Source organism: Mycobacterium sp. 012931 (genome assembly GCF_000419295.1).
Lineage (GTDB): Bacteria > Actinomycetota > Actinomycetes > Mycobacteriales > Mycobacteriaceae > Mycobacterium > Mycobacterium marinum.
Genome location: NZ_AOPX01000001.1, coordinates 2,603,698 through 2,630,607, shown reverse-complemented (window position 1 = coordinate 2,630,607; position 26,910 = coordinate 2,603,698). Strand labels below are relative to the sequence as shown.

Genomic DNA, 26,910 nt, shown 5'->3' with positions numbered 1-26,910 from the left:
CCAAATCCAGCTACTTTAATACTTTAATAGGCGTACCAAGTGGCGATTTGGCAGCCGCCTCGCTAAATTCTCAGCGTTGTCTGGGGTGTGTTCCCGGTTGCTCCGCTGGCGGTGGGTGCTTCCTGGATCGCGGCACGATGGGAGGCGTCAATGCTGCACGAGTTCTGGGAGAACTTCACCCATAACCTGTTCAAACCGCTCTTGTTGTTTTTCTATTTCGGGTTTTTGATTCCGATCCTGAAGGTGCGGTTCGAGTTCCCGTATGTGATCTATCAGGGCCTCACCATGTACCTGCTGCTGGCGATCGGCTGGCACGGCGGTGAGGAACTCGCCAAGATCAAACCGTCCAGCATCGGCAGCATCGTCGGCTTCATGGGTGTGGGCTTCGTCCTGAATTTCCTGATCGGCGGTCTGGCCTACCTGCTGCTGAGCCGGATGAGCCGAATGCGGCGAGTCGACCGAGCTACCGTCGCCGGCTATTACGGGTCGGACTCGGCGGGGACCTTTGCCACCTGCGTGGCCGTCCTCACCAGCGTGGGCATCGCCTTCAACGCCTACATGCCGGTCATGTTGGCCGTCATGGAGATCCCCGGCTGCCTGGTGGCCCTGTATCTGGTGGCGCGGCTGCGGCACCGCGGGATGGACGAGGCCGGATACATGCCCGACGAACCGGGCTACACGCCCCCGGCCAAGGTCTCGGTCGGACCGGGTACCGCCGCACGGCCCGCGCGCGGCGAGAGCCTGGAAAGCACACATGACCGCGAAATCGAGCAGGAGCTGGAGTTTTCGCTGGAAAAGCGGGAGCACACGGACCAGGACGAACCCGCCAAGGGCAGCGGCCAGCCGTCGCTGTTCTCCCGGGAGCTCTTCCAGGAGGTCTTCCTCAACCCCGGGCTGGCTCTGCTGCTCGGGGGCATCATCATCGGCCTGATCAGTGGCCTGCAAGGCGAGAAGGTCGTCCACGACGACGACACCTTCTTCGTTACCGCGTTCCAGGGTGTGCTGGCCCTGTTCCTGCTCGAGATGGGCATGACAGCGTCGCGCAAGTTGAAGGACCTCAAGACGGCCGGGCGCGGGTTCATCTTCTTCGGCCTACTGGCCCCAAACCTTTTTGCCACCATCGGCATCATCGTGGCGCACAGCTACGCCTACCTCACCAACAGCGACTTCAAGCCGGGCACCTACGTGTTGTTCGCGGTGTTGTGCGGTGCGGCGTCCTACATCGCGGTGCCGGCCGTGCAGCGACTGGCGATACCCGAAGCAAGCCCGACGCTGCCGCTGGCCGCATCGCTGGGTTTGACCTTCTCCTACAACGTGACGATCGGGATCCCGCTCTACATCGAGATCGCCCGCATGGTCGGGATCTGGTTTCACACCACGGGCTGAGCCGCCCGAAGCTACCCGAGCAGCGTGCGCACCACGGCGTCGGCCAGCAGCCGTCCCCGATCGGTGAGCACCACGCTGTCGCCCTCGGCGGTCAGCAGCCCGTCGGCCACCGCGGCCTGAGCTCGCTCACGCTCGCCGGCATCGAGATGCGCCAGCGGCAACCCTTGCCGCAGCCGTAGCCCCAGCATCACCTCTTCGGTGTGCAAGGCGTCCTCTTCGAGCCGCTCGAGGCCGGCCACCGGCAGCGAAGAACCCGCCAGTATCTCCGCATAAGTGTTGGGGTGCTTGACATTCCACCAGCGGGTCGCGCCGACGTACCCGTGTGCGCCGGGGCCCGCACCCCACCATTGACCCCCATTCCAGTAGCCGAGGTTGTGCCGGCATTCACCGCCCGGCCGGGCCCAGTTGGACACCTCGTACCACGCCAACCCGGCCGCGGTCAGCCGCGCGTCGGCCAATTCGTAACGATGTGCCAGCACGTCGTTGTCGACGGGGGGCAACTCGCCTTGCCGCACTCGCCGCGCCATCGCGGTTCCGTCCTCAACGACCAGGGCGTAGGCCGAAACGTGGTCGACACCGGCTTCGATAGCGGCGTCTACCGAGCGCAGCAGGTCGTCGTCGGTCTCCCCGGGGGTTCCGTAGATCAGATCGAGGTTGACGTGTTCGAAACCCGCGGCAAAGGCCTCGCGCGCCGCCGCCGAAGCCCGGCCGGGCGAATGCACCCGGTCCAAGGTGGCGAGCACACGGGGCGCTACCGACTGCATGCCCAGCGATACCCGCGTGTAGCCGGCCGAGCGGATGGCGTCGAAGAATTCCGGCCAGGTGGACTCGGGATTGGCCTCGGTGGTGATCTCGACGTCGGGCGCGAGCACAAAATGGTCGCGCACCATGTCCAGCAGCGTCGTCAGGCGCTGACCGCCCAGCAGCGAGGGTGTCCCACCGCCGACAAACACCGTGTTCACTGTCGGCGCGTTCAGCCGTGCCGCGGCCAGCTCCAGTTCGCTGCGTAGCGCCAGCAGCCACGCGTCGGGGTTGACGCCGCCCAGCTCAGCCGGTGTATAGGTGTTGAAGTCGCAATACCCGCAGCGGGTCACGCAGAACGGGACATGCAGGTACAGCCCAAACGGCCGTCCGGGGCTGGGCAACAGGGCGGGCAGGTCGACCGGTGCCTCGCGAACAGTCATGCCAAATCTTCGCACGCCGGCCGAGACCCGGACGCCGGTGTGCACGCCGGCGGTCAACGAGGGGCCCCCACCCCGGGAAGTGGGCCCGTCTGCCGCGGGGCCTGGATGTTCTCAGCCGCTTCGCGGCTTCGTCTATCCAAGCCCCCCAGTCTCGCTCGGTAGTTTTGGTCACTGTGAGACAAAATCAGCCCTGTTCGCGCGACGACCGCGGTCCGTGGCAGAATGTCACGGTGCCCGCCAATTCGAACCCGCACATCGCGCTGGTTATGCGTCGGCACATCGACCTCAAGCGTGTCTGCAGCTGTTGCTGTCTTCCTTGATGTCGTAGACCCGGCCCCTTTATACCTTTAGCTGGCCATCGGATCTGCGCACCCCGTCAGACTCGATGGTTTTGTGCACGCCCAGGTTGGCATTTCTCGCGAAGGAGAACAGACCCAATGACCACGGCACGTCCCGCCAAGCCCCGCAGTGAGGGCCAGTGGGCGCTGGGAAATCGCGAGCCGCTCAACGCCAACGAGGAACTCAAGAAGGCGGGCAACCTACTCGATGTGCGCGAACGCATCGAGAACATCTACGCCAAGGCCGGATTCGACAGCATCGACAAGAGTGATCTGCGGGGGCTCTTCCGCTGGTGGGGTCTTTACACCCAGCGCGAACAGGGCTACGACGGTTCCTGGACGGGCGACGAGAACATCGACAAACTCGAAGCCAAATACTTCATGCTGCGGGTGCGCTGCGACGGCGGTGCCCTTTCGACGGCCGCATTGCGTACTTTGGGCGCCATTTCTACCGAATTCGCCAGAGACACCGCCGACATCTCCGACCGGGAGAACCTGCAGTACCACTGGATCGAGGTCGAGAAAGTACCCGAGATCTGGCGGCGGCTCGACGAAGTCGGGCTGCACACCACCGAGGCGTGCGGGGACTGCCCCCGCGTCGTGCTGGGCTCGCCACTGGCCGGCGAGTCACTCGACGAGGTGCTGGACCCGACTTGGGCGATCGACGAAATCGTGCGCCGCTACATCGGCAAGCCTGACTTCGCCGACCTGCCACGTAAGTACAAGACCGCGATCTCGGGCCTGCAGGACGTTGTGCACGAGGTCAACGATGTCGCGTTCATCGGCGTCAACCACCCCGAGCACGGGCCGGGACTGGATCTGTGGGTAGGCGGCGGTCTTTCCACCAACCCGATGCTTGCCAAACGGGTCGGGGCCTGGGTGCCGCTGGAAGAAGTGCCCGAAGTGTGGGCAGCGGTCACCTCGGTATTCCGCGACTACGGCTACCGGCGCCTACGGTCCAAGGCGCGGCTGAAGTTCCTGATCAAGGACTGGGGCATCGAGAAATTCCGGGAAGTTCTCGAAACCGAGTACCTCAAGCGGCCGTTGATCGACGGTCCTGCCCCCGAACCCGCCAAGCATCCGATCGACCACGTCGGCGTGCAACGGCTCAAGAACGGGCACAACGCGGTGGGGGTTTCCCCTATCGCCGGTCGGGTATCGGGCACCATCTTGACGGCGGTGGCTGAGCTGGCCGAGCGGGCCGGGTCGGACCGGATCCGGTTCACGCCCTACCAGAAGTTGGTCATCCTCGACATTCCCGACGACAAGCTCGATGAGACCATCGCCGGCCTGCAGGCGCTGGGTCTGCGCGCGCAGCCATCGCATTGGCGCCGGAATCTCATGGCCTGCAGTGGCATTGAGTTCTGCAAGCTATCGTTCGCCGAAACCCGGGTCCGGGCACAGTCTTTGGTCCCCGAACTCGAAGAGCGGCTGGACGATCTCAACTCCACGCTTGATGTCCCGGTCACCGTCAACATCAACGGATGCCCGAACTCCTGTGCACGAATTCAAGTCGCTGACATCGGGTTCAAGGGCCAGATGGTCGACGATGGCGCCGGCGGCCAGGTCGAGGGTTTCCAGGTACATCTGGGCGGCAGCCTGGGCCTGGACAGTGGCTTCGGCCGCAAACTGCGTCAACACAAGGTCACCAGCGACGAGCTGGGTGACTACATCGATCGGGTGGTGCGCAACTTCGTCAAGAACCGCGCCGCCGGTGAACGCTTTGCTCAGTGGGCAATTCGGGCCGAGGAGGACGACCTGCGATGATCGAAACAAGCAACCTGACAGAAGCCGAGCTGCGCGAGCTGGCGGCACGCGGTGCGGCCGAACTCGAAGGGGCCAGTGCCACCGAACTGCTGCAGTGGACCGATGAGACCTTCGGCGGTGCCAATCGTGCCGCCGGTGTCGCTGGTGTCCAGACGGCTAACTACGTGGTGGCCTCCAACATGCAGGACGCCGTGTTGATCGACCTGGCGTCCAAGGTCCGCCCGGGCGTACCGGTGCTGTTTCTGGACACCGGATACCACTTCGCGGAAACCATCGGTTCCCGCGATGCGGTCGAATCCGTCTACGACGTCCAGGTGCTCACCATCACTCCCGAGCACACCGTTGCCGAGCAGGACAAGCTGCTGGGCCAAGGCCTGTTCGCCCGCGATCCCGGCGAGTGCTGCCGGCTGCGCAAGGTGGTCCCGTTGCGTCAGGCCCTGAGCAACTTTTCCGCCTGGGTGACCGGACTGCGCCGGGTCGAGGCACCAACGCGAGCCAATGCACCCGTGATCAGCTTCGATGAGGCCTTCAAGCTGGTGAAGATCAACCCGCTGGCGGCCTGGTCTGATGACGAAGTCCAGGACTACATCGTGGCCAACAATGTTCTGGTCAATCCGCTTGTCGACGAGGGCTATCCGTCGATCGGCTGTGCCCCGTGCACGGTCAAGCCGGCCGCCGGCGCCGACCCGCGCAGCGGGCGCTGGCAGGGGCTGGCCAAGACCGAATGCGGGTTGCACGCTTCGTGACGGCGCTGGTACTCACGGCGCACGGCAGCAGGGATCCCCGGTCTTCGGCGAACGCACGAGCGGTGGCGGCCCGAGTCGCGCGCATGCGGCCCGATCTCGATGTGCGGTTGGCGTTTTGCGAGCTGAACTCGCCAGGCCTGGTCGAGGTGCTCAACGGATGTTCCGGTGATGCTGTGGTCACACCCCTACTGCTGGCCAACGGTACCACGCGGGCATCGACATTCCCGCGCAAATCGCAAGCTGCCGGGAGAGTTTGCGGGTGCGCCAGGCCAACGTGCTCGGAACCGACGACCGGCTGGTGTCGGTGCTGCGGCAACGCGTGACGGCGTTGGGAGTTTCCCGATTCGACGACGGCCTCGGCGTACTCGTCGTGGCGATCGGCTCGTCAAACGCCGCGGTCAACTCCCATACCGCCCAGGTCGGGCCGAAACTGGCCGAGGGAACCCGCTGGGCCGCGGTAGCGACCGCGTTCGCCACCCACCCGCCGGCCGCCCTGGCCGAAGCCGTCAGCCGGCCGCGTCGGCGCGGTGCCCACCGGGTGGTCGTTGCACCGTGGTTCTTGGCCCATGGCAGACTGCCGGACCGGGTGCAGCGCTTTGCGGCCGATACTGGGCTCGCCATGGCCGCACCCCTGGGTGCGCACCGTTTGGTGGCCGAGACAGTACTAGATCGCTTCGCGCAGGCAACCGCTGGTCGCGTCGCGGCGTAACGGAGTTTCGTTCAATGACTTTTGTCAAGCGTTGTGGTGCAGTGCTGGCCGTAGCGGCCCTTGCGCTGGCCGGATGTGGCACTACCCACGTGGGGGCGCCGAACTCGGCGGGCCCGTGCGAGATCGTGCCCAACGGCACCCCGGCGCCGAAAACCTCGGTCGCCGCCGCGGCCCCGTCATCGAGAAACGTGGCGACCAACCCGGAGATCGCCACCGGCTATCGCACGGACATGACCCCGGTGCATACCGCGCACTATTCGGTGTCGGCCGCCAATCCACTGGCCACTCAGGCCGCCTGCCGAGTGCTGCGCGACGGTGGCACCGCCGCCGACGCTGTGGTGGCGGCCCAGGCGGTGCTGGGCCTGGTCGAACCCCAGTCCTCGGGCATCGGCGGCGGCGGGGTGCTGCTGTACTACGACGCCAGAACGCGGTCGGTGCAGGCCTATGATGGCCGCGAGGTCGCCCCGGCGGCGGCCACCGAGAACTACATGCGCTGGATCAGCGATGCCGACCACAGCGCGCCCAGGCCCGATCCGCGTGCCTCAGGACGATCGATCGGAGTGCCGGGCATCCTGCGAATGCTCGAGATGGTGCACAACGAGCACGGCACCACACCGTGGCGTGACCTCTTCAGTCCCGCGGTGGCATTGGCCGACAATGGTTTCGACATCAGCCCGCGGATGGCCGCGGCCATCTCCGACTCGGCGCCGCAATTGGGCGCCGACCCACAAGCGCGCGGGTATTTCCTCACCCCCGACGGCACCCCCAAGGCCGTTGGCACCCGGCTGACCAATCCCGCCTACGCAAAGGCGTTGTCCGAGATCGCATCGGCCGGCGCGAGCGTCTTCTATACCGGCGATATTGCTCACGACATCGTGGCCGCCGCCGGCGACACCTCCGGTGGCCGCACGCCCAGCCTGATCACCCTTGAAGATCTGTCCGCCTATCCCGCCAAGAAGCGCGAACCGCTGTGCACGACCTACCGTGGCCGGCAAATCTGTGGGATGCCGACGCCGTCATCGGGTGGCGTCGCGGTGGCCGCCACTTTGGGAATCCTCGAGCACTTCCCCATGAGTGAGTACCGGCCCGACAATCTCGACCCCAACGGTGGTCGCCCGAGTGTGATGGGCGTGCACCTGGTCGCCGAGGCCGAGCGGCTGGCGTACGCCGACCGCGATAAATACGTGGCCGACGCGGATTTCGTCCCACCGCCCGGTGGGTCGCTGAGCGCCCTGGTCGACCCCGCGTATCTGGCCGGGCGCGCGGCGCTGATCTCGCCCCAGCACAGCATGGGAACCGCCAAGCCCGGCGACTTCGGCTTGCCGACCACCATCGCCGCGCCGGTTCCCGAACACGGCACCAGCCACGTCAGCGTCGTTGACTCATACGGAAACGCGGCCGCTTTGACCACAACGGTGGAATCGGCGTTCGGTTCCTTTCACATGGTCGACGGTTTCCTGCTCAACAACCAGCTCAGCGATTTCAACGCGCAGCCATACGACTCCGATGGTGCACCGGTGGCCAACCGCATCCAGCCCGGGAAGCGGCCGCGAAGTTCGATGGCACCCACCTTCGTCTTCGATGGCGCACCAGCAGAACACAGCTCGCTGTATGCGGTGGTGGGCTCCCCCGGCGGGTCAACGATCGTCCAGTTCGTTGTGAAAACCCTTGTGGCGATGCTCGATTGGGGGCTGGATCCGCAGCAGGCGGTGTCAGCGGTCGATTTCGGCGCGGCAAACACGCCACGAACCAATGTCGGCGGCGAGCACCCCGACATCAACACCGCCGACAACGGCGCCCACGATCCGCTGGTGGAAGGCCTGCGCGCGCTGGGCCATCAGGTCAACCTGGCTGACCAGTCCAGCGGGCTATCGGCGATCACCCGCAGCAAGTCGGGGTGGACCGGTGGCGCCGACCCGCGCCGCGAAGGTGTGGTGATGGGCGACACCAGCTAGCCCCCCGCGCGCGGCACCTGCCGTGGTCGGCCCGCCGGGGCCAGGTGGGGATTGCTGCGGATGGCGGCACTAGCGGATATGGTCGAGCCCCATGTCTGGTGCACTGGGCAGTACACGCGAGATCACCACCCGCGGGATCATCCTGGGTGGGCTGATCACGCTGGTGTTCACCGCGGCGAATGTCTATCTCGGCCTCAAGGTCGGGCTGACGTTTGCCACTTCCATCCCGGCCGCGGTGATCTCGATGGGAGTCCTGAGGTTTTTCGCGAACCACTCGATCGTGGAAAACAACATCGTGCAAACCATCGCGTCGGCCGCAGGCACCCTGTCGGCGATCATCTTCGTGCTACCGGCACTGATCATGATCGGCTGGTGGAGCGGGTTCCCGTACTGGACGACGGTGGCCGTATGCGGATTCGGTGGCCTGCTGGGTGTCATGTACTCGATCCCACTGCGCCGCGCGCTGGTCACCGGTTCCGATCTGCCCTACCCCGAAGGCGTCGCGGGGGCAGAGGTTTTGAAGATCGGCGCATCGGCACGGGGGCGGAGGAAAACCGGAGGGGACTTTCGGTCATCGCGCTGGGCGCGGTGACCGCGGCCGGATACTCGCTGTTGGCCGCGCTCAAGGTGATCAGCAACTCGCTGGCGGTGACCTTCCGGTTGGGTTCGGGCGCGACGATGGCGGGTGCGAGCCTGTCGCTGGCGCTGGTCGGCGTGGGCCATCTCGTCGGGCTGGGCGTCGGTATCGCGATGATTGTGGGTGTGCTCATCAGCTACGGTGTGCTGCTGCCGATGCGCACCGCCGGTCAGCTGCCCCAGGATGGGGCGTTGGCCGATTTCGTCTCCAGGACCTTCTCGTCGGACGTGCGTTTCATCGGGGCGGGAGCCATTGCGGTGGCGGCGGTTTGGACGTTCCTGAAAATCGCCGGCCCCATCATGGCCGGTATCGCCGAGGCCGCGGTCTCCGCGCGCACCCGTCGCCGGGGCGAGGCCGTCGACCTGCACGAGCGCGACATCCCGATCCAGCTGGTCGGGCTGGTGGTGCTGGTCTCGCTGATCCCGATTGGGTTGCTGCTCGGCGACTTCACCGACCACACGCCGATCGCTGGGCGGGCCGGCAGCATCATCGCCGTCAGCTTGCTGCTGATCGTGACCATCGGTCTGGTGGTCGCATCGGTGTGTGGGTATATGGCCGGCCTGATCGGCTCGTCGAACAGTCCGATCTCCGGGGTCGGCATCCTGGTGGTGCTGCTGGCCGCGCTGCTGATCAAGTGGACCTATGGTCCGGCCAGCGATGCCCAGACCCCAGCTTTGGTGGCGTACGCCGTCTTTACCGCCGCGGTGATTTTTGGTGTGGCGACCATTTCCAACGACAATCTGCAGGACCTCAAGACCGGTCAGCTGGTGGGAGCGACCCCCTGGAAGCAGCAGGTGGCCCTGGTGATCGGGGTAACGATCGGCGCGGCGGTGATAGCTCCTGTTTTGCAGTTGATGCAAAGCGCGTTCGGCTTTCAAGGAGCCCCCGGCGCTACCGGAAATGCGCTGGCCGCTCCGCAGGCGGCACTGATCTCGGCACTGGCGAAGGGGGTCTTCGGCGGATCGCTGAACTGGTCGCTGGTGGGATTGGGCGCGCTGATCGGCATCGTGGTAGTCGTGGTCGATGAAGTACTGACCAGGACCACCGCGACACTTCGGCTCCCCCCGCTCGCGGTGGGTATGGGCATGTACCTGCCGATCTCGCTGACGCTGGTTATCCCGGTCGGCGCGGTGCTCGGCCGGATCTATGACTCGTGGGCGCAGCGATCCGGTGATGAGGATGAAAGCAAGAGACGCATGGGCGTCATGCTCGCCACCGGCCTGATCGTGGGCGAAAGTCTTTTCGGCGTGGCCTTCGCCGGCATCGTCGTGGGGACTGGCACCGAGGACCCCCTGGCCATCCTGGGCGACGGATTCACGCATTGGGCCGAGCTGTTGGGTCTGTTTGTCTTTGCCGCCATGATCGCGCTGCTCTACCGGTACGTCCGGGCGGCGGCGTTGTATCGCCCCACAACGCCTGGCCAGGAGCCTGAACCGCTATCCGGCCGGGCCGGATAGGACGCCCGTCACAGCTACGGGGTGACCGTTACTGTCCCCCCACACCGATCTGCGCTGCCCTGGGAGTGCTGCCGGCACCGTCGTCCGGAACGGCCGGGGCAGCTCCGGCGATCGGGGGCACCCGGGTGGCGCGCACATAGACGGTGTCGCCTTCCTGCAGAGCCAGCGCCTCGGCGTCACCCCGGGTGATCTGGGCGGTGAAGGCTCCGCCGGTGGCCGCGCTGGTCAGCTCCACCCGCACCTCGAAGCCCAGCACCACGATCCGGTCCACGACGGCGCGCGTGACACCGGTGGATTCCCCCGTGCCGTCGGCCGCCGCGACGGCCATTTCGGGGGTGCGGCCGACCCGAATGTCGTGCGGGCGCACCAGCGCACCGTTGAGCGCGGAAACCGCACCCAGGAAGGACATCACGAACGCATTCGCGGGGGCGTCGTACACCTCGGTGGGGGAACCAACCTGTTCGATCCGGCCCGAGTTGAGCACGGCGATCCGATCCGCCACATCCAGCGCTTCGGCCTGATCATGGGTGACCAGGACGGTGGTCACGTGCACCTCATCATGGAGTCGGCGCAGCCAGGCCCGCAGATCCTCCCGGACCTTGGCGTCCAACGCACCGAAAGGCTCGTCGAGGAGCAGCACTTCCGGGTCGACGGCCAGCGCGCGGGCCAGCGCCATCCGCTGCCGCTGACCACCGGAGAGCTGATTGGGGTAGCGGCCGTGAAATCCGCTCAATCCCACCACTTCTAGCAGATTGTCGACTTTGTCTCTGATCTCGGCTTTGGGCCGCTTGCGGATCTTCAAGCCGTAGGCCACATTGTCGCGAACGGTGAGGTGCTTGAAGGCGGCGTAGTGCTGGAACACGAAGCCGATGCCGCGTCGCTGGGGCGGCACCCGGGTCACATCGCGTCCATTGATCGTGATGTTGCCGCTGTCGGGCTGATCGAGCCCGGCGATGGTACGCAGCAGCGTCGACTTGCCCGAACCGCTGGGCCCCAGCAAGGCGGTCAGCGAACCGGCCGGCACCACGAAGTCCACGCGGTCCAGCGCGACGAAGTCCCCGTATTGCTTGAAGGCGTCCCGCACGACAATGGCGTGACCACCGGTTCCCGGTCCAGTCAATGAAGTCTCCTTCTTCATGCCCGGCTGGTCGTTCGAGACCGGCGCACGTCAAGTGCCACCTGGACGATCAAGACCACCACCGCGACAGCCATCAGCAGCGTCGACAGCGCATAGGCCCCGTACCCGGCCCCGCGGTGGTAGCGGTCCGAGACCAGCAACGTCAGCGTTTGCGATGTCCCTGGGAGATTGGACGACACCATCAGGACCGCACCGTATTCGCCCAGGGTACGGGCGACAGTCAGCACAATTCCGTAGGTCAGGCCCCACCGGATCGATGGCAGCGTGATGCGCCAGAACGTCTGCCACCAGCCAGAACCCAAGGTTGCGGCGGCCTGCTCTTGGTCGGTGCCCAATTCGTGCAACACGGGTTCGACCTCGCGTACGACGAACGGCAGGGTGACGAAGATGCTGGCGAGGACCATCCCGGGCAGGCCGAAGATGATTCGGATCCCGAGGTCTCGTTCGACGAAGCCCAGGGCACCCGCCGATCCCCACAACAAGATCAACGCGGTGCCCACGATGACGGGCGAGACCGCGAAGGGCAGGTCGATGATCGCCTGCAACACGCCCTTGCCCCGGAACCGGTTGCGGGCCAGCAGCAATGCGGTCGGAATGCCGAAAATCACGTTCAGCGGCACCACGATGGCCACCAACAACAGCGACAGATGCAGCGCCGAAATCGCCGCCGGGGTGCTGATCCAGTCATAGAACTGGCCCAAGCCGGGTTCGAAGGTGCGCCACAAGATCACCCCCATCGGAACCACCAGCAGCGCAAAGACATACGTGAGCGCGATGGCCCGGAGCAGGTAGCGAACCAGCGGGGACGAAGTCATGGGGCCAACTCCTCCCGCTTGGCCGCGCGCGCACCGAGGACCCGCAGCACCAGCAGTACCGCGAATGAGATCGACAGCAGGACAATGGAGATCGCCGCGGCCCCGGTGCGGTCATCGTTTTCGATCAAGGTGCGAATCCACTGCGAGGACACCTCGGTCTCACCCGGGACTGCGCCGCCGATCAACACCACCGACCCGAACTCGCCGATGGCACGGGAGAACGCCAGGCCCGCACCGGACAACAACGCCGGCATCAGCGACGGAAAGATGACGGAGGTAAAGACCTTCCAACCGGTGGCACCCAGCGATGCCGCCGCTTCCTCGGTCTCGCGGTCGAGTTCCAGCAACACCGGTTGAACGGCACGCACCACAAACGGCAGGGTGACAAATGCCAGCGCCACCCCCACGCCCCACACGGTGTGCTGCAGGTGCAGCCCCAGCGGGCTGTTATGCCCGTAGAGCGCCAGCATGACCAGGCTGGCGACAATGGTGGGCAGGGCAAACGGCAGATCGATGACGGCATCGACGAGTCGCTTACCCACGAACTCGTCCCGGATCAGCACCCAGGCGATCAACAGGCCGAACACCGTGTTGAGCAACGTGACGCCGGCGGAGACGGTCAACGTCACCCGCAACGACTCCAGCGCCGCGCGCGAGGAGACCGACAACCAAAATGCGTGCCAGCCGCCGTCGGCGGCCTGCCAGGCAATGGCCGCCAACGGCAGCAGCACGATGACCGAAAGCCACACCATCGACACACCAACCTGCAGCGCCGTGGCGCCCCTACGGCCCGAGCGGCCGAGTCCGGATATCCATTGCGGACCGCCGTCGGCGCGCTGACCGGGATCCGGCGCCACCGCCGGCGGATCGGACTGCCCGGAATGTGCTGTCACCGTCATCCGGTGGCCTGCATGTAGATATTGGTGATGCTGCCGGTGCCCTTGTCGAATAGCTGCGGATCCACCGTGTCCCAACCGCCCAGGTCAGCGATCGTCCACAGTTTCTCCGGCAGGGGAAACTGATCGCGAAACTCGGCGACCACGGCGGGGTCGACCGGCCGGAATCCGGCCTGCGCCCAGAGCCGTTGCGCCTCGACGGTGTACTGGAAGTTCTTGAATGCCGTCGCCGTGGCCAGATGTGCGGTGGTGGTCACCACCGCCAGGGGGTTTTCGATCTGGAAGGACTGCGGCGGGGTGACGTGTTGAACGCGCTTGCCTTGCCGCTCGGTGGCGATCGCCTCGTTCTCGTAGCTGATCAAGACGTCGCCGCTGCCCTGGACGAAGACATCGGTGGCTTCGCGGCCCGAGCCGGGGCGTAGTTTGACGTGCTCGCGCACCAACCTGCTGACGAAGTCGATCCCGGCCTGGCTGTTTCTGCCGCCCTCGCTCTTGACCGCGTAGGGGGCGAGCAGGTTCCATTTGGCCGACCCCGAGCTCAACGGGCTGGGGGTGATGACCTCCACGCCGGGCCGCAACAGATCGTCCCAATCCCTGATGTTCTTGGGATTGCCCTCCCGCACGGCCAGCGTGACCACCGACTCGAACGGAATGCCCCTGGTGGCGTCGGCGTCCCAGTCCTTGGCGACCTTGCCGGCCCTGACCAGTCGAGCGATGTCCGGTTCGACCGAGAAATTCACCAGATCGGCCGGTTTGCCGTCGGCGACACCGCGAGATTGGTCGGCAGAGGCACCGTAGGAGGTAATCACCTGCACGTCCTTGCCTTCCTCGGAGGCGTTGAAGGCCGGGATCACCGTGCTCCAGCCGGGCTCCGGGGCCGAGTAGGCCACCAGCGTGATGCTGGTGTGCGCGTCGGTGGGTCCACCACCACCCGCGATGTCGCTAGGACCTCCCTGACACGCCGAGGCCAGGACGGCGATCAGCGCGAAGATGACCCCGAACGTGCCGGGCCGCCGCGAGCGCGCCGCGCCCATGAACGTCTGCGGCATTGGTGGCCTTCCAGTGCGGGATTTGTGGACAACGTTTCCCGTGACTGCGGAAGGAGCGATCGGCTAGCAACTGAGGCATTGACGAACTCCGCACCAGACCGCGCACGGGTTTGGCGTCAGCGACAACAGCGCACGTCAGCAGTGGCGCAGATCACCACGGCTTCACTCACGCAGGCCACTGCAAACCCCAAGCACCCCAAAGCACTGGCCACTGCGTGCATGCCGCGAAGCCTAACAGAATCCGCCGGGGACAGACCGCGTCCGCATCTCAGTGCGTGAGCAACCACATGGCGACCACCAACACCAGCAGGACGACGAGAACCAACGTGACGTGCGACCGTGGCATCGCTTACCCCGACGCTTCGTCGCTATGGCGGACGCGTTGCATCAGCTCGATACCCATGCCCAGCAGGGCATCCAATATTGCCGCCGAGATAAGGGCCACACCCAGCACCACCGGCATCACCGTGAGCGCCTGCAGTGCGAACGGAAGCCCGGAGAGCCACAGCTCAACACAGTCCCACCAATTCAGGATGCCGCTCACCGGACTCACCCTATGCGGCGCGGCAGCCGAAACCAATGCGCCTGATCGGCCGGATGATCTGCCTAAGATCGCCCAGTGCCTCAGCCATCGGAAACGACAAGCGTTCTGGTAGCCGGCGGCGGACCGGCAGGCATGATGCTGGGCTTGTTGCTGGCCCGGGCCGGCGTTGACGTCACCGTGATGGAAAAGCACGCGGACTTCCTGCGCGACTTCCGCGGTGACACGGTGCACGCCAGCACCCTGCGTCTGCTTGACGAACTCGGTCTTGGATCCCAATTCGCTCAGATCCCGCATCGCCTGATCGACACCATCAGCATGAAGGTGCAGGGCCAACCGGTCGACCTCGACCTCAAACACCTGCCCGGCGCCCACCAGCACATCGCCTTGGTGCCCCAGTGGGATTTCCTCGAGTTGCTGGCCGCCGCGGCTGAGGCTGAACCCACCTTCCGATTGCTGCGCAGCACCGAGGTGACCGGGGTGCTGTGGGGTGACGGACCCGACCCGGGCCGCGTCGTCGGTGTCACCTACCGCGCGCAATCCGGTGAAACAAAACACATGCACGCCGATCTGACCGTGGCCTGCGATGGCCGGGGCTCCACGGTGCGCTCGGCCTTGGGCATGGCGACCCGCAGCTTCGGCGCACCGATGGACGTCTGGTGGTTCCGACTACCACGTCGGCCCGATGATCCGACCGGTCTGGCCGGCATCTTCAACTCAGGTCACGGCGGAATTGCCATCGACCGCGGCGACTACTACCAGATCGCCTACATCATTCCCAAGGGCAGCGATTCCCAATTGCGCGCGCAGGGTATTGAGGCACTGCACCGGGCGCTGGCGGACTTGATGCCCTGGCTCGCCGACCGCGTCGACGCACTGAAGTCTTTCGATGACGTGAAACTGCTTGATGTACAACTCAATCGGCTGCGGCGCTGGTACTGCGACGGCGCGTTGTGCATCGGCGATGCGGCGCACGCGATGTCCCCGGTCGGCGGCGTCGGGATCAACCTGGCCCTGGCCGACGCGGTGGCCACCGCCCGGATGCTGGCGCCGTCGTTGCGCGTCGGGCGGGTGTCCACCGGCCAGCTGGCGCGGGTGCAGGCACGCCGGTGGGCCCCGGACGGCCTTTCTGCAGGGCATCCAGCGGGCCATCCACGCCGCCATCGTCGCGGTGGCGGTAACCGGCGGGCCGCCGCAACCGCCGCCGGTGGTGCGCCTGGTGAGCCGTTCGGTGCCAGTGCGGCGGATCATGGGCTATCTGGTGGCGATCGGCCCACTGCCCGAACACGCCCCAAAGTACGCGAGGCGGGCACGGTAGACCCGACACCTCGGCGCCGCGCGGAGCGCAGTGGTGGACGCAGGGCAGGTCGACAGTCGATGATGGTGGGATGGTTTTGCACGCCGAACACGCAGACGAGGACGTCGAGCTCACCGTCGAGCCGACGGAGGCCCCGCACGCCGCGCCGGCTACCCAGATTCCCGCGTTGGACGGGGCCCCCGCGGCGTCGGTCGAACTCAGCCAGCACGGCATCTCCCCGTCCAGCGCATCGCTGCGCAATCCGTTTCCGCCGATTGCCGACTACGCGTTCCTGTCCGATTGGGAAACGACGTGCTTGATCTCTCCGGCCGGCTCGGTGGAGTGGATGTGTGTGCCCCGGCCGGACTCCCCCAGCGTGTTCGGCGCGATTTTGGATCGCAGCGCCGGTCATTTCCGGCTGGGCCCCTACGGGGTTTCGGTGCCGTCGGCGCGGCGCTACCTTCCCGGCAGCCTGATCATGGAGACCACGTGGCAGACCCACACCGGGTGGCTGATCGTGCGCGACGCGTTGGTGATGGGGCCCTGGCACGACATCGAAAGGCGCTCGCGGACTCATCGGCGTACGCCGATGGATTGGGACGCCGAACACATCTTGCTGCGCACCGTGCGCTGCGTCAGCGGAACCGTCGAGCTGATGATGAGCTGCGAACCGGCGTTCGACTACCACCGTCTCGGGGCCACCTGGGAGTACTCGGCCAACGCCTACGGTGAGGCCATCGCCCGGGCCAGCAAGCAACCCGATGCTCACCCGACGCTGCGGCTGACCACCAACCTGCGGATCGGGCTGGAGGGCCGGGAGGCGCGGGCGCGCACCCGGATGAAAGAGGGCGACGACGTGTTCGTCGCGTTGAGCTGGACCAAGCACCCGGCGCCACAGACCTACCAAGAGGCCGCCCAGAAGATGTGGCAAACCACCGAATGCTGGCGGCAGTGGATCAACATCGGCAACTTTCCCGACCACCCGTGGCGGGCATACCTGCAGCGCAGCGCGCTCACACTCAAGGGGTTGACCTACTCGCCCACCGGCGCACTGCTGGCGGCCAGCACCACCTCGCTTCCGGAAACACCGCGCGGCGAACGTAACTGGGACTACCGATACGCCTGGGTTCGCGACTCGACCTTCGCGCTGTGGGGGCTCTACACCCTCGGTCTGGACCGCGAGGCCGACGACTTCTTCGCCTTCATCGCCGATGTATCCGGCGCCAACCACAACGAGCGCCACCCGTTGCAGGTGATGTACGGCGTGGGCGGCGAGCGCAGCCTGGTTGAAGAAGAGCTCAACCATCTGTCCGGCTACGACCATGCGCGACCGGTCCGGATCGGCAACGGCGCCTACAACCAGGACCAGCACGATATCTGGGGCTCGATTCTGGATTCGTTCTATCTGCACGCCAAGTCGCGTGAACAAGTCCCGGAAACATTGTGGCCGGTGCTGAAGCGACAAGTGGAAGAGGCGATCACGCACTGGCGCGAGCCCGACCGCGGAATCTGGGAAGTGCGGGGGGAGCCGCAGCACTTCACCTCGTCAAAGGTGATGTGCTGGGTGGCGCTGGACCGCGGGGCCAAACTCGCCGAGCGCCAGGGCGAGAAAAGCTATGCCCAGCAGTGGCACCAGATCGCCGACGAGATCAAGGCGGACATTCTCGAGCACGGGGTGGACTCGCGCGGGGTGTTCACCCAGCGCTACGGCGACGACGCGCTGGACGCCTCGCTGCTGCTGGTGGTGCTGACTCGCTTCTTGCCCCCGGATGACCCGCGCGTGCGCAATACCGTCCTGGCGATCGCCAACGAGCTCACCGAGGAGGGCCTGGTGCTGCGGTACCGGGTCGAGGAGACCGACGACGGACTCTCCGGCGAGGAGGGTACCTTCACCATCTGCTCGTTCTGGCTGGTCTCGGCGCTGGTTGAGATCGGCGAAGTGGCCCAGGCCAAGCGGCTCTGCGAGCGGCTGCTGTCCTACGCCAGCCCGTTGCATCTGTACGCCGAAGAGATCGAGCCACGCACCGGGCGGCATCTGGGCAACTTCCCGCAGGCGTTCACCCACCTGGCGCTGATCAACGCGGTGGTCCACGTGATCCGCGCCGAGGAAGAGGCCGACAGTTCCGGGATGTTCCAGCCGGCCAACGCGCCGATGTAGCCCCCGTCGATTCGGGGTCAGCTCATATTGCTGACTCTTTCCATCATGGCGTGGGCGATCTCGATAGCGCTGGTATTGATGTCGGCGGACCCCTTGTCTGCGGGTCCTCGCACACTGAAAAACGCGATCTCGACTTCGACCAGGCAATTCCCCCGCAGGCCAATGGCACGCGCCTCCGGTCTGGCCGCTTTGAGCTGTGAACCGGATATTCGGGTGCCAATCGAAACGGTCGCCGCCAGCACGGAGTTGGTGATGCGCACGTCGGTGATCTTGTCCGCGAAGGCAACCTTGCCGCTATCGATGGTCACCATCGCGCCGTCGCAGCTGTCCCATTGCTGGGTGAAGCTCTCGAACAGTTCGGCGGCCTCGTCGGGCCCCGACAGCGCGACCACGCCCTCCGCCACGCTGATCACCTTCGCCGGTCCCGCGGAGTTCCACCAGGTCTCCCGCGCCACGTTCTCCACGCTGCCGGATCGACGCGCCGACTGATAGGCGCTCTTGGCCAGCATGGTCGTGATGCCCAGGCAGTCGACCCGCGACACCCGACCGAAGGCTTCCTGCAACCTCTCCGGGCCACCGAAGCGCGGTGGCAATTCTGACTTGGCCGTGAAGTCCTGGCCGAGAATATTTGCCAGTGCGGCGCTGTCCAACAGCACGTCCTTGATCGCTTCTCCGGTGACCAGCTGGGGGGCAAGCCCCGCCGCGGGGAGCGCGGTGCCCGCAACGACAGACGTGCAGCCCGAAGCCAGACTGATGACCAACAGGCAGGCCAAGACCAATCGAGTTCTCATCAGTTCGTGCTCGATACCTTGCGCAGCATCACCTTGACGAGTTCGATCGCCCTGGTCCCGGGTTGCGAGTGCGGCCTGAGCGCCACCTTGGCATCGGCGAGGACGTCGCCCTGGACGCCGACGGCCCGTTCGACCGGGGACTGCGGAGTGTGGTGGTTGTCCCAGCTGATGATGGTCGCCGAAAGTATCGGCCCGTCGGTTCGGACTTCGGTCACTTTCGAATACAACTCTGTATCGCTCCTGTCATGGGTGTACATCGTGACGGTGCGGCCCTCGCATTGTCGCCATTGCTGCGTGAAAGACGCGAATAGTCGTTGCGCGTCGTCTGAGGACGCCAACTTGATCGCGGCCACCGTTGCACTAGACGTCACCACACCGGAGTCGTAATTCCAATAATCCTGCAGTGCCGCCGCGCGGACCGGCGCCACCTCGTAGCTGATCCGCATCGCCGGCGCTATCGCCCCCAGACATTCGATGGGCGCGGCGGCAGAATTGTCGCGAATCCCGTTGGGCAACACGCCGATATCACCCACCATCGGCGGGCTGTGGGGCGGCAGATCGTTGCCGACCGCGGCCTTGACCTCCTCGCCATCCGGCAATACTTGCTCGGGGGTAAGCGCATTCGCACCCGGCTGGCCGGCGTGGGTGGACACTCCCGCAACGGTGTTCGTGCAGCCGGTTCCCAGCAGGCCGATACCCAGCAGGGCAACGGCTCCCGCCCAGCCGGCTCGCCCCACCGTCACGGCTACTTCTTGCCCTTATCCCCCGCGGCGTCGGTGGACAGTGCCGCGACAAACGCCTCCTGCGGCACCTCGACCCGGCCGATGGTCTTCATCCGCTTCTTGCCCTCTTTCTGCTTTTCCAGCAGCTTGCGTTTGCGGGTGATGTCACCGCCGTAGCACTTCGACAACACATCCTTGCGGATCGCGCGGATGTTCTCGCGCGCGATGATCTTGGAACCGATGGCCGCCTGCACCGGCACCTCGAACTGCTGACGCGGAATCAGCTCCTTGAGCTTGGTGGTCATCTTGTTGCCGTAGGCGAACGCCGAATCCTTGTGGACGATAGCGCTGAACGCATCGACGGCCTCGCTTTGCAGCAGGATGTCGACCTTGACCAGTTGGGCTTCCTGCTCGCCGGACTCCTCGTAATCGAGACTGGCGTAGCCACGGGTCCGCGATTTGAGCGAGTCGAAGAAGTCAAAGATGATCTCCCCCAACGGCATTGTGTATCGCAGTTCCACCCGTTCGGGCGACAAATAGTCCATGCCCCCCAGCTCGCCGCGCCGCGACTGGCACAGCTCCATGATGGTGCCGATGAATTCGCTGGGCGCGATGATGGTGGTCTTCACCACCGGCTCGTAGACGGTGCGGATCTTGCCCTCGGGCCAGTCCGACGGGTTGGTCACCTGCATTTCGGTGCCGTCGTCCTTGATGACGCGGTACACGACGTTGGGCGAGGTCGAGATCAGGTCGAGGTCGAACTCGCGCTCCAGACGTTCCCGACTGATCTCCATGTGCAGCAGGCCCAGGAAGCCGCACCGGAATCCGAAACCCAGCGCCACCGACGTTTCGGGCTCATAGGTCAGGGCCGCGTCGTTGAGCTGCAGCTTGTCCAGGGCGTCCCGCAGGTTCGGATAGTCCGATCCGTCAACGGGATACAGTCCCGAATACACCATCGGCTTGGGTTCGCGGTAGCCGGTCAGTGCCTCGGTGGCACCTTTTCGGGCGGTCGTGACGGTGTCGCCGACCTTGGACTGCCGCACGTCCTTGACCCCGGTGATCAGATAACCCACCTCGCCGACACCAAGGCCGTCGCTGGCCTTGGGTTCGGGTGAGACGATGCCGACCTCGAGCAGTTCGTGGGTGGCGCCGGTGGACATCATGGCGATGCGCTCGCGGGGGGTGATCTTGCCGTCGACGACGCGGACGTAGGTGACCACACCGCGGTAGATGTCATAGACGGAGTCGAAGATCATTGCGCGAGTGGGTGCGTCGGCATCGCCCTGCGGTGGCGGCACCTCGCGCACCACGTGGTCGAGCAGGTCTGCGACGCCTTCCCCGGTTTTGCCGGAAACCCGCAGCACGTCGCCGGGCTCGCAGCCGATGATGTGAGCAATCTCGCCCGCGTAGCGGTCCGGGTCGGCGGCCGGCAGGTCGATCTTGTTCAGCACCGGAATGATGTGCAGGTCGCGGTCCAGTGCCAGGTAGAGGTTGGCCAGCGTCTGGGCCTCGATGCCCTGGGCGGCGTCAACCAGCAGCACCGCGCCCTCGCAGGCCTCCAGCGCACGTGACACCTCGTAGGTGAAGTCGACGTGTCCTGGCGTGTCGATGAGATGCAGGACGTACTCGGTTCCATCGAGCTGCCAGGGCAGCCGCACATTCTGCGCCTTGATGGTGATCCCGCGTTCGCGTTCGATATCCATCCGGTCCAGGTACTGGGCCCGCATCGAGCGCTCGTCAACGACCCCGGTCAACTGCAGCATTCGGTCCGCCAGCGTCGACTTTCCGTGGTCGATGTGAGCGATGATGCAGAAGTTCCGAATCTGCGCCGGCGGGGTGAAGGTTTTGTCGGCGAAACTGCTGATGGGACTCTCCTGAAGCGGGGGTTTGCGGGTTTCCAGCCTATCTGTGCAGCGCCGCCCGGACCTACTTGAGGCCAATCGCGCTCGGCGGATCGCGTCTATGCTGCGAATATGACGTCTGCCGGGAAGTCCCAGTGGAAGACGTTCCAGCGCTTCGCGGAGAACCTCGTGTTCAACGAGGCGCCCAAGGTTGTCCATCGTCTGCAGAACACCCAGGAAACGCTGCGGACCATTCAGCAAGCCGTCAAAATCACCGCCAACATCGTGGCGATGGGGCTGCCGCCGCCACCGGCCGAGATCACCGCGGGCCGGCCGGTGACCGACACCAGCTCCCCGACCGCTGCGCGGGCGCGCAAGCTCACCTACTCCCCCGACCTCGATGGCCGAGCCGACCCGGGCGAAATCGTGTGGACCTGGGTGGTTTACGAAGACGATCCCACCCAGGGCCAAGACCGGCCGGTGCTCGTCGTAGGCCGTGAGCGCAACGTGTTGCTGGCATTGATGTTGTCCAGCCAGGAGCAGTACTCGGCCGATCCGGACTGGGTCGCAATCGGCACCGGCGACTGGGACTTCGAGGGCCAGCAAGGCTGGGTGCGGCTGGACCGGGTGCTCGATGTACCCGAGGAGAGCATCCGCCGCCAGGGTGCGATCCTGCAGCGCGACGTGTTCGACGTGGTGGCGGCGCGGCTGCGTGCCGAGTACAGCTGGCGCTAGCGACGAATGCGGCTATTGGCCGCCGCGGCACCGGGCAGTGATCACCCCTGGGTGATGTAGGACTGCAGCTGCTCCTGCTCGGCCTCGAGTTCTCCCATCCGCGACTTCACCACGTCGCCGATGCTGACGATGCCGATCAGCTTCTGGCCGTCGAGCACCGGCACGTGCCGCACCCGGTTCTGCGTCATCAGCACACTGATGCTGTCGACCGTGTCGGACTTTGTGCAGGTGGCGACGGCACTGGTCATGATTTTGGAGACCGGGCGAGTCAGCACGCTGGCGCCGTGCGTGTGTAGCTGGCGCACGACATCGCGCTCCGACACGATGCCGACCACACCTTCCACTCCGACCACCACCATCGCGCCGATGTTCTGCTCAGCCAAACCGGCAAGCAATTCCCGGACCGTCGCATCGGGGTTGATGGTCGTCACCGCTGCCCCCTTGTTCCGCAAGACGTCCGCGATCCGCATTGAGGCCTCCCGCAGCTTGTGACCCGACTCACACCCAGGCTACAACTAACTCGTGCGGCAGGAAAGCCAACACCCCAACCGGGCACAAACAGCCAAGTATCGATCCGGTCACCTGCACCTGGGCGCTTCCCGAGCCCCCTGACCGATAGAACCAATCCTGATACCCGCCAGCCGGATCGACCGGTTGAGCGATGACGCACCGACCCGGCTTGCAAGGATGGGCTCATGATTGAGATCACGTTGCTCGGAACGGGAAGTCCCATCCCCGACCCGGATCGTGCGGGGCCATCGACCCTGGTGCGAGCCGGCGGACAGGTCTTCCTGGTCGATTGTGGCCGCGGGGTGCTGCAGCGCGCGGCGGCCGTCGGGGTGGGTGCGGCCGGCTTGTCGGCAGTGCTGCTCACCCACCTGCACAGCGACCACATTGCCGAACTCGGCGACGTGCTCATCACCAGCTGGGTCACCAACTTCGCGGCCGATCCCGCGCCCCTTCAGGTCATCGGGCCGCCCGGCACCGCGGAAACTGTCGAGGCAATGCTCAAAGCGTTCGGCCGCGACATCGGTTACCGGATCGCCCATCACGCCGACCTGAACGCTCCGCCGCCCATCGAGGTTCACGAATACACCGACGGGACGGTCTGGGACCGCGATGGTGTAGCGATCCGAGTGGCACCCACCGATCACCGCCCGGTGGCGCCGACGATCGGGTTCCGCGTCGAGTTCGACGGCGCGTCGGCGGTGCTGGCCGGGGACACCGTGCCCTGTCCCAGCCTGGACGAATTGGCCGCCGGCGCCGGTGCGTTGGTGCACACCGTGATCCGCAAGGACATCATCACGAACTTCCCCCAACAGCGAGTCAAGGACATCTGCGACTACCACTCCTCGGTACAGGAGGCGGCCGCGACCGCCGCCCGCGCGGGGGTGGGCACGCTGGTCATGACGCACTACGTGCCAGCCATCATCGCGGGTCAGGAAGACCAGTGGCGGGCGTTGGCCGCGACCGAGTTCGGCGGGCGCATCGAACTGGGCAACGACCTGCATCGCGTCGAGGTGCACGCCCGCTAGCGGTCCTCCGGGCACGCCCCACTGACTGTTCACCGCCGACACGAATTGCCCTTTTGTCGGCGCGGTGCGGGTTTCGTGGAAACGCAAATCCGCCTGCTCACGCTGCGTAACATCCATATCGCCTGGTAATTGGTCAATGGTCGTGAAGTGGTGGTGGTCGTGATGTCGTTTGCGGTCGTAGCGCCAGAGCTAATGCGGGTGGCCGCTTCGGATCTGGCCAATATCGGCTCCACGCTCAGCGCCGCCAACGCGGTCCCGGCGGCCCAAACGACCGCGGTGCAGGCGGCCGCGGCCGACGAAGTGTCTACCGCGATCGCGGCCCTGTTCGGCTGGCACGCGCAGACGTACCAGTCACTGAGCGCGCAGGCGACGTCATTTCATGACCAGTTTGTTCAGACCCTGGCGTCGAGCGGGACCTCGTATTGGTCCGCGGAAGCCACCAATGTCGAGCAGACGCTGCTCAACGCGATCAACGCACCCACCGAGGCCCTGTTCGGACGCCCGCTGCTCGGCGACGGCGCCGACGGGCAAACCGTCAACGGGGTGGGACAGGCCGGCGGCGACGGGGGCTTCCTGTGGGGCAACGGCGGCAACGGCGGCGACAGCACCAGTGCCGGTGTGGCCGGCGGCGCCGGCGGTAGTGCCGGGCTCTTCGGCAATGGCGGCGCTGGCGGCACCGGCGCGGATGCTGATGTGAGCGCGACCAACGGTGGCGCCGGCGGGGCGGGCGGCAACGCCGGACTGATATTCGGCTTCGGCGGAGCCGGCGGCACCGGCGGCAGCGGCATCAATTCCTTCGCCTCGTTCGGCGGCAACGGCGGCGCGGGTGGTAACAGCTACCTGTTAGGGGCCGCCGGCGCAGGCGGCAACGGCGGGGTGGGCCTGGGGACGTCCGGATTCGGCGGCACCGGCGGGGACTGCGGCCAGGGCGGGCTGTTCGGAAACGGCGCCGCGGGCGGGCTGGGCGGTCAGAGCACCGACGGTGACGGCGGCAGTGGTGGCAGCGGCGGTCGAGCCGGAATCCTCTATGGCGACGGCGGCGACGGCGGCGACGGCGGTGCCGGCCGGTTCAGTTCAGGGTCCGGCGGCGCCGCCGGCACCGCCATCCTTGCCGGCAACGGCGGTAGCGGCGGCAACGGCGGTAGCGGCGGTAGCGGCGGCAACGGCGCTAGCAGCACGGCTACCAGCGGCGACGGGTTCGGCGGTTTCGGTGGGATCGGCGGCACCGGCGGCATGTTCTTCGGCAACGGCGGCGACGGCGGCAACGGCGGCGACGGGTTCGACGTCGCCAACGGGGGCGGCTGGGGCAGCAGCGGCGGCTCGGCCCTGCTCTTCGGCGACGGTGGTGCCGGCGGCAACGGCGGCGCCGGCGGCGGCCAGGGCGCAAACGGCGGCCTCGGCGGCCTGGTGATCGGCAACGGCGGCAACGGCGGCATCGGCGGCGCCGGCGATTCCGGTAACCCCGCCGGCGGTCAAGGTGGCAACGGCGGCGGCGCCTACCTGATTGGCAATGGCGGCTGGGGAGGCGTCGCCGGCGGCAGCGGTGGCGACGGCGGGTGGCTGCTCGGCAACGGCGGTAACGGCGCCGAGGGCGGCACCAGCTCAGCAACCGGTGGGGCCGGCGGCAATGGCGGTAACGCTCGGTTCATCGGCAACGGCGGCGACGGCGCTCACGGAGGTGACGGTACCCCCGACGGTGCCAGCGGTACCGGCGGCAGCGGCGGCATCCTGTTCGGACAGAACGGCAGCGATGGCGGATAGCCCACAGCGTCGGGCGGACGCGGGCGAAATGTGCCCGGACTGCTGATCGCATCGCGATACGATCCGCACCTGGCCCAGTGGTCCTGACCCTCAGAGGTGCGCCATGGCATATGTGATCGCCGACCTGGAGGCAATGGCCGCGGCGGCCGCCGATTTGGCCGGGGTGAATTCGGCAATCGCGGCAGCCAACGGGATTGCCGCGATCCCGACGACCGCCGTGCAGGCCTGCGCCGGCGATCAGGTGTCAGCGGCCGTCGCGGCGTTGTTCGCCGCGCATGCCCAGGGCTATCAGAGCATCAGCACACAGATGTCGGCAATGCATGACCAGCTCGTGCAGACCCTGTCCGCCAGCAGCGCGTCCTACGCCGGGGCCGAGGCCTCCAACGCCGCACAAGCATTGCTCGATCTGATCAACGCTCCTACCCAAGCGCTGCTGGGGCGCCCGCTGATCGGTAACGGCGCCGACGGCGCGACCGTCGGCGGAATCGGGACGCCCGGCGGGGCGGGCGGGCTGTTGTACGGCAACGGCGGCCGGGGCGGTGACAGCACCCTTGCCGGTGTCTCGGGAGGCGGCGGTGGCGACGCCGGGCTGATCGGTAACGGCGGCGCCGGTGGCACCGGCGGCAACGGCGGCAGTGGCGGGCTCGGCGGCAATGCCTGGCTGCTCGGCAGCGGCGGTACCGGCGGCACCGGGGGTGCCGGTGTCTCATCCGGATTCGGGGGTACCGGCGGAAACGGCGGCCTGGGCGGGCTGCTCTACGGCAGCGGCGGTGCGGGTGGCACGGGTGGTGCCGGTGCCGCGGGCGCCGTGTTGGGCGGCATGGGCGGGCTGGGCGGTGACGCGCGGCTGTTCGGCACCGGCGGCGCCGGCGGGACTGGCGGCGACAACAGCCTGGGCCTGACCGGTCAGGGCGGCCAGGGCGGCGACGGCGGCTACGGCGGTGCGCTGTTCGGTTCCGGAGGTTCCGGCGGGGGCGGCGGCACCGGGAGTTCCGCTGGCGGCGACGGCGGCGCGGGCGGCGCCAGCGGCTACGGAATCGGCAACGGCGGTGCCGGCGGTGCGGCCGGCGACGGTGGTGGTGCGGGCAGCCTCGGCACCGGCGGGAATGGCGGATCGGGCGGACGCGCCGCGTTGCTCTACGGCGTCGGTGGTGACGGCGGGGCCGGCGGCGCCGGCGGCGACGTCGTCGGCAGCGCTGGCGGCAGCGGCGGGCTCGGGGGCGCCGCCGGGTTGGTCGACGTCGGCGGCGACGGCGGAGGGCGGGGACGGCAACGCGGGCAGCCTCGCGGGCGGCACCGGCGGCAATGGCGGTGACGCCAAGTTCATCGGTAACGGCGGCAACGGCGGTGACGGTGGGGTCGGCTTCGGCGGCGGCGCCAACGGCTCCGGTGGTACCGGCGGCGCCGCGGGGCTGCTTGGCAGCCCCGGCAGCGACGGCACCACCGTTTAAG

18 protein-coding genes and 5 pseudogenes are annotated in these 26,910 nt (G+C 66.7%); 13 read left to right on the top strand and 10 right to left on the bottom strand.

From position 1 onward, the window contains the following. Positions 1-150: 150 nt before the first annotated feature. Positions 151-1,386 carry a sodium-dependent bicarbonate transport family permease gene (locus MMSP_RS11705; protein ID WP_015356495.1) on the top strand — a complete coding sequence of 412 codons (1,236 nt, stop codon included), beginning with the start codon at positions 151-153 and terminating at the stop codon, positions 1,384-1,386. A gap of 11 nt (positions 1,387-1,397) precedes the next feature. Here the strand turns inward: MMSP_RS11705 and hemW are convergent, their stop codons facing one another. Beyond that, positions 1,398-2,570, bottom strand: coding sequence for a radical SAM family heme chaperone HemW (gene hemW, locus MMSP_RS11700; protein ID WP_012395322.1), 1,173 nt, complete (start codon positions 2,568-2,570; stop codon positions 1,398-1,400). Between the two features lie 266 nt (positions 2,571-2,836). Here hemW and MMSP_RS29810 point away from each other — a divergent pair, with 266 nt between their 5' ends. From MMSP_RS29810 to MMSP_RS11670, 6 genes and pseudogenes are all read left to right on the top strand, one after another. After that, on the top strand, positions 2,837-2,890 hold the full coding sequence (locus MMSP_RS29810) for an Ms4527A family Cys-rich leader peptide (protein WP_350356019.1): 54 nt from the start codon (positions 2,837-2,839) through the stop codon (positions 2,888-2,890). Between the two features lie 117 nt (positions 2,891-3,007). Further along, entirely contained in the window at positions 3,008-4,675 is a 1,668-nt protein-coding gene (locus MMSP_RS11695; RefSeq protein ID WP_020786767.1) for a nitrite/sulfite reductase, read from the top strand. Further along, the gene (locus MMSP_RS11690; protein WP_020786766.1) at positions 4,672-5,421 is read left to right on the top strand and encodes a phosphoadenylyl-sulfate reductase; all 750 of its coding nucleotides are present in this window, start codon (positions 4,672-4,674) and stop codon (positions 5,419-5,421) included. The genes MMSP_RS11695 and MMSP_RS11690 overlap by 4 nt, the downstream gene beginning before the upstream one ends. Continuing rightward, positions 5,400-6,130: pseudogene (locus tag MMSP_RS11685) on the top strand (sirohydrochlorin chelatase). The gene MMSP_RS11690 and the pseudogene MMSP_RS11685 overlap by 22 nt, the downstream one beginning before the upstream one ends. Positions 6,131-6,144: 14 nt before the next feature. Beyond that, the gene (gene ggt / locus MMSP_RS11680; protein ID WP_020786764.1) at positions 6,145-8,085 is read left to right on the top strand and encodes a gamma-glutamyltransferase; all 1,941 of its coding nucleotides are present in this window, start codon (positions 6,145-6,147) and stop codon (positions 8,083-8,085) included. Positions 8,086-8,176: 91 nt separating this feature from the next. After that, positions 8,177-10,179 (top strand): annotated as a pseudogene (locus MMSP_RS11670) (OPT family oligopeptide transporter). 28 nt (positions 10,180-10,207) lie between these two features. On the opposite strand, the gene MMSP_RS11665 reads toward MMSP_RS11670, so the two are convergent. The 5 genes from MMSP_RS11665 to MMSP_RS11645 all read right to left on the bottom strand — a co-directional run bounded on the left by MMSP_RS11665 (position 10,208) and on the right by MMSP_RS11645 (position 14,630). Next, complete coding sequence (locus MMSP_RS11665; protein WP_051153662.1) at positions 10,208-11,317, bottom strand: sulfate/molybdate ABC transporter ATP-binding protein; 1,110 nt, start codon at positions 11,315-11,317, stop codon at positions 10,208-10,210. Continuing rightward, positions 11,314-12,132, bottom strand: coding sequence for a sulfate ABC transporter permease subunit CysW (gene cysW / locus MMSP_RS11660; RefSeq protein WP_020786760.1), 819 nt, complete (start codon positions 12,130-12,132; stop codon positions 11,314-11,316). Before cysW ends, MMSP_RS11665 begins: the two co-directional genes overlap by 4 nt. Then, positions 12,129-13,031, bottom strand: coding sequence for a sulfate ABC transporter permease subunit CysT (gene cysT, locus MMSP_RS11655; RefSeq protein WP_020786759.1), 903 nt, complete (start codon positions 13,029-13,031; stop codon positions 12,129-12,131). Before cysT ends, cysW begins: the two co-directional genes overlap by 4 nt. Further along, positions 13,028-14,077: a sulfate ABC transporter substrate-binding protein gene (locus MMSP_RS11650; RefSeq protein ID WP_020786758.1), complete on the bottom strand. Its 1,050-nt coding sequence runs from the start codon at positions 14,075-14,077 to the stop codon at positions 13,028-13,030. Before MMSP_RS11650 ends, cysT begins: the two co-directional genes overlap by 4 nt. 349 nt (positions 14,078-14,426) lie before the next feature. Beyond that, positions 14,427-14,630 (bottom strand): hypothetical protein, encoded by a 204-nt coding sequence (locus MMSP_RS11645; RefSeq protein ID WP_232022594.1) that lies wholly within the window; start codon positions 14,628-14,630, stop codon positions 14,427-14,429. Positions 14,631-14,753: 123 nt separating this feature from the next. Here MMSP_RS11645 and MMSP_RS25895 point away from each other — a divergent pair. Both MMSP_RS25895 and MMSP_RS11635 read left to right on the top strand, forming a co-directional pair. Further along, positions 14,754-15,936: pseudogene (locus MMSP_RS25895) on the top strand (FAD-dependent oxidoreductase). 70 nt (positions 15,937-16,006) lie between these two features. After that, entirely contained in the window at positions 16,007-18,073 is a 2,067-nt protein-coding gene (locus tag MMSP_RS11635) for a glycoside hydrolase family 15 protein (protein ID WP_012395333.1), read from the top strand. Positions 18,074-18,090: 17 nt separating this feature from the next. Here the strand turns inward: MMSP_RS11635 and MMSP_RS11630 are convergent, their stop codons facing one another. The 3 genes and pseudogenes from MMSP_RS11630 to lepA form a co-directional block, all read right to left on the bottom strand. After that, a complete protein-coding gene (locus tag MMSP_RS11630; RefSeq protein WP_036426444.1) occupies positions 18,091-18,864 on the bottom strand; it encodes a sensor domain-containing protein in 774 nt (257 codons plus the stop codon). Beyond that, complete coding sequence (locus tag MMSP_RS11625; RefSeq protein WP_015356508.1) at positions 18,864-19,607, bottom strand: sensor domain-containing protein; 744 nt, start codon at positions 19,605-19,607, stop codon at positions 18,864-18,866. Before MMSP_RS11625 ends, MMSP_RS11630 begins: the two co-directional genes overlap by 1 nt. Positions 19,608-19,609: 2 nt before the next feature. Continuing rightward, positions 19,610-21,527 (bottom strand): annotated as a pseudogene (gene lepA, locus MMSP_RS11620) (translation elongation factor 4). A 32-nt stretch (positions 21,528-21,559) separates the two neighbouring features. Here lepA and MMSP_RS11615 point away from each other — a divergent pair. Continuing rightward, entirely contained in the window at positions 21,560-22,162 is a 603-nt protein-coding gene (locus tag MMSP_RS11615; RefSeq protein WP_012395337.1) for a type II toxin-antitoxin system PemK/MazF family toxin, read from the top strand. Between the two features lie 41 nt (positions 22,163-22,203). Here MMSP_RS11615 and MMSP_RS11610 read toward each other — a convergent pair whose 3' ends face one another. Then, complete coding sequence (locus MMSP_RS11610; RefSeq protein WP_012395338.1) at positions 22,204-22,632, bottom strand: CBS domain-containing protein; 429 nt, start codon at positions 22,630-22,632, stop codon at positions 22,204-22,206. 225 nt (positions 22,633-22,857) lie between these two features. On the opposite strand from MMSP_RS11610, the gene MMSP_RS11605 reads away from it, so the two are divergent. The 3 genes and pseudogenes from MMSP_RS11605 (at position 22,858) to MMSP_RS29570 (ending at position 26,909) form a co-directional block, all read left to right on the top strand. Continuing rightward, positions 22,858-23,697, top strand: a complete 840-nt coding sequence (locus MMSP_RS11605) for an Rv2407 family type 3 sulfatase (protein ID WP_020786752.1) — start codon at positions 22,858-22,860, stop codon at positions 23,695-23,697. A gap of 162 nt (positions 23,698-23,859) precedes the next feature. Further along, on the top strand, positions 23,860-25,458 hold the full coding sequence (locus MMSP_RS11600; RefSeq protein WP_200861946.1) for a PE family protein: 1,599 nt from the start codon (positions 23,860-23,862) through the stop codon (positions 25,456-25,458). 103 nt (positions 25,459-25,561) lie between these two features. After that, positions 25,562-26,909: pseudogene (locus tag MMSP_RS29570) on the top strand (PE family protein). The last annotated feature ends 1 nt before the right edge of the window (position 26,910 follow it).

Excerpts from the sequence above, each read along its gene's own strand:
- MMSP_RS11610 (WP_012395338.1), bottom strand. The coding sequence starts at position 22,632 with ATGCGGATCGCGGACGTCTTGCGGAACAAGGGGGCAGCGGTGACGACC.
- MMSP_RS11665 (WP_051153662.1), bottom strand. The coding sequence starts at position 11,317 with ATGAAGAAGGAGACTTCATTGACTGGACCGGGAACCGGTGGTCACGCC.
- MMSP_RS11605 (WP_020786752.1), top strand. The coding sequence starts at position 22,858 with ATGATTGAGATCACGTTGCTCGGAACGGGAAGTCCCATCCCCGACCCG.
- cysW (WP_020786760.1), bottom strand. The coding sequence starts at position 12,132 with ATGACTTCGTCCCCGCTGGTTCGCTACCTGCTCCGGGCCATCGCGCTC.
- MMSP_RS11615 (WP_012395337.1), top strand. The coding sequence starts at position 21,560 with ATGACGTCTGCCGGGAAGTCCCAGTGGAAGACGTTCCAGCGCTTCGCG.
- MMSP_RS11690 (WP_020786766.1), top strand. The coding sequence starts at position 4,672 with ATGATCGAAACAAGCAACCTGACAGAAGCCGAGCTGCGCGAGCTGGCG.
- hemW (WP_012395322.1), bottom strand. The coding sequence starts at position 2,570 with ATGACTGTTCGCGAGGCACCGGTCGACCTGCCCGCCCTGTTGCCCAGC.
- MMSP_RS11695 (WP_020786767.1), top strand. The coding sequence starts at position 3,008 with ATGACCACGGCACGTCCCGCCAAGCCCCGCAGTGAGGGCCAGTGGGCG.
- ggt (WP_020786764.1), top strand. The coding sequence starts at position 6,145 with ATGACTTTTGTCAAGCGTTGTGGTGCAGTGCTGGCCGTAGCGGCCCTT.
- MMSP_RS11600 (WP_200861946.1), top strand. The coding sequence starts at position 23,860 with ATGTCGTTTGCGGTCGTAGCGCCAGAGCTAATGCGGGTGGCCGCTTCG.
- cysT (WP_020786759.1), bottom strand. The coding sequence starts at position 13,031 with ATGACGGTGACAGCACATTCCGGGCAGTCCGATCCGCCGGCGGTGGCG.
- MMSP_RS11705 (WP_015356495.1), top strand. The coding sequence starts at position 151 with ATGCTGCACGAGTTCTGGGAGAACTTCACCCATAACCTGTTCAAACCG.
- MMSP_RS11650 (WP_020786758.1), bottom strand. The coding sequence starts at position 14,077 with ATGCCGCAGACGTTCATGGGCGCGGCGCGCTCGCGGCGGCCCGGCACG.
- MMSP_RS11635 (WP_012395333.1), top strand. The coding sequence starts at position 16,007 with ATGGTTTTGCACGCCGAACACGCAGACGAGGACGTCGAGCTCACCGTC.
- MMSP_RS11630 (WP_036426444.1), bottom strand. The coding sequence starts at position 18,864 with ATGAGAACTCGATTGGTCTTGGCCTGCCTGTTGGTCATCAGTCTGGCT.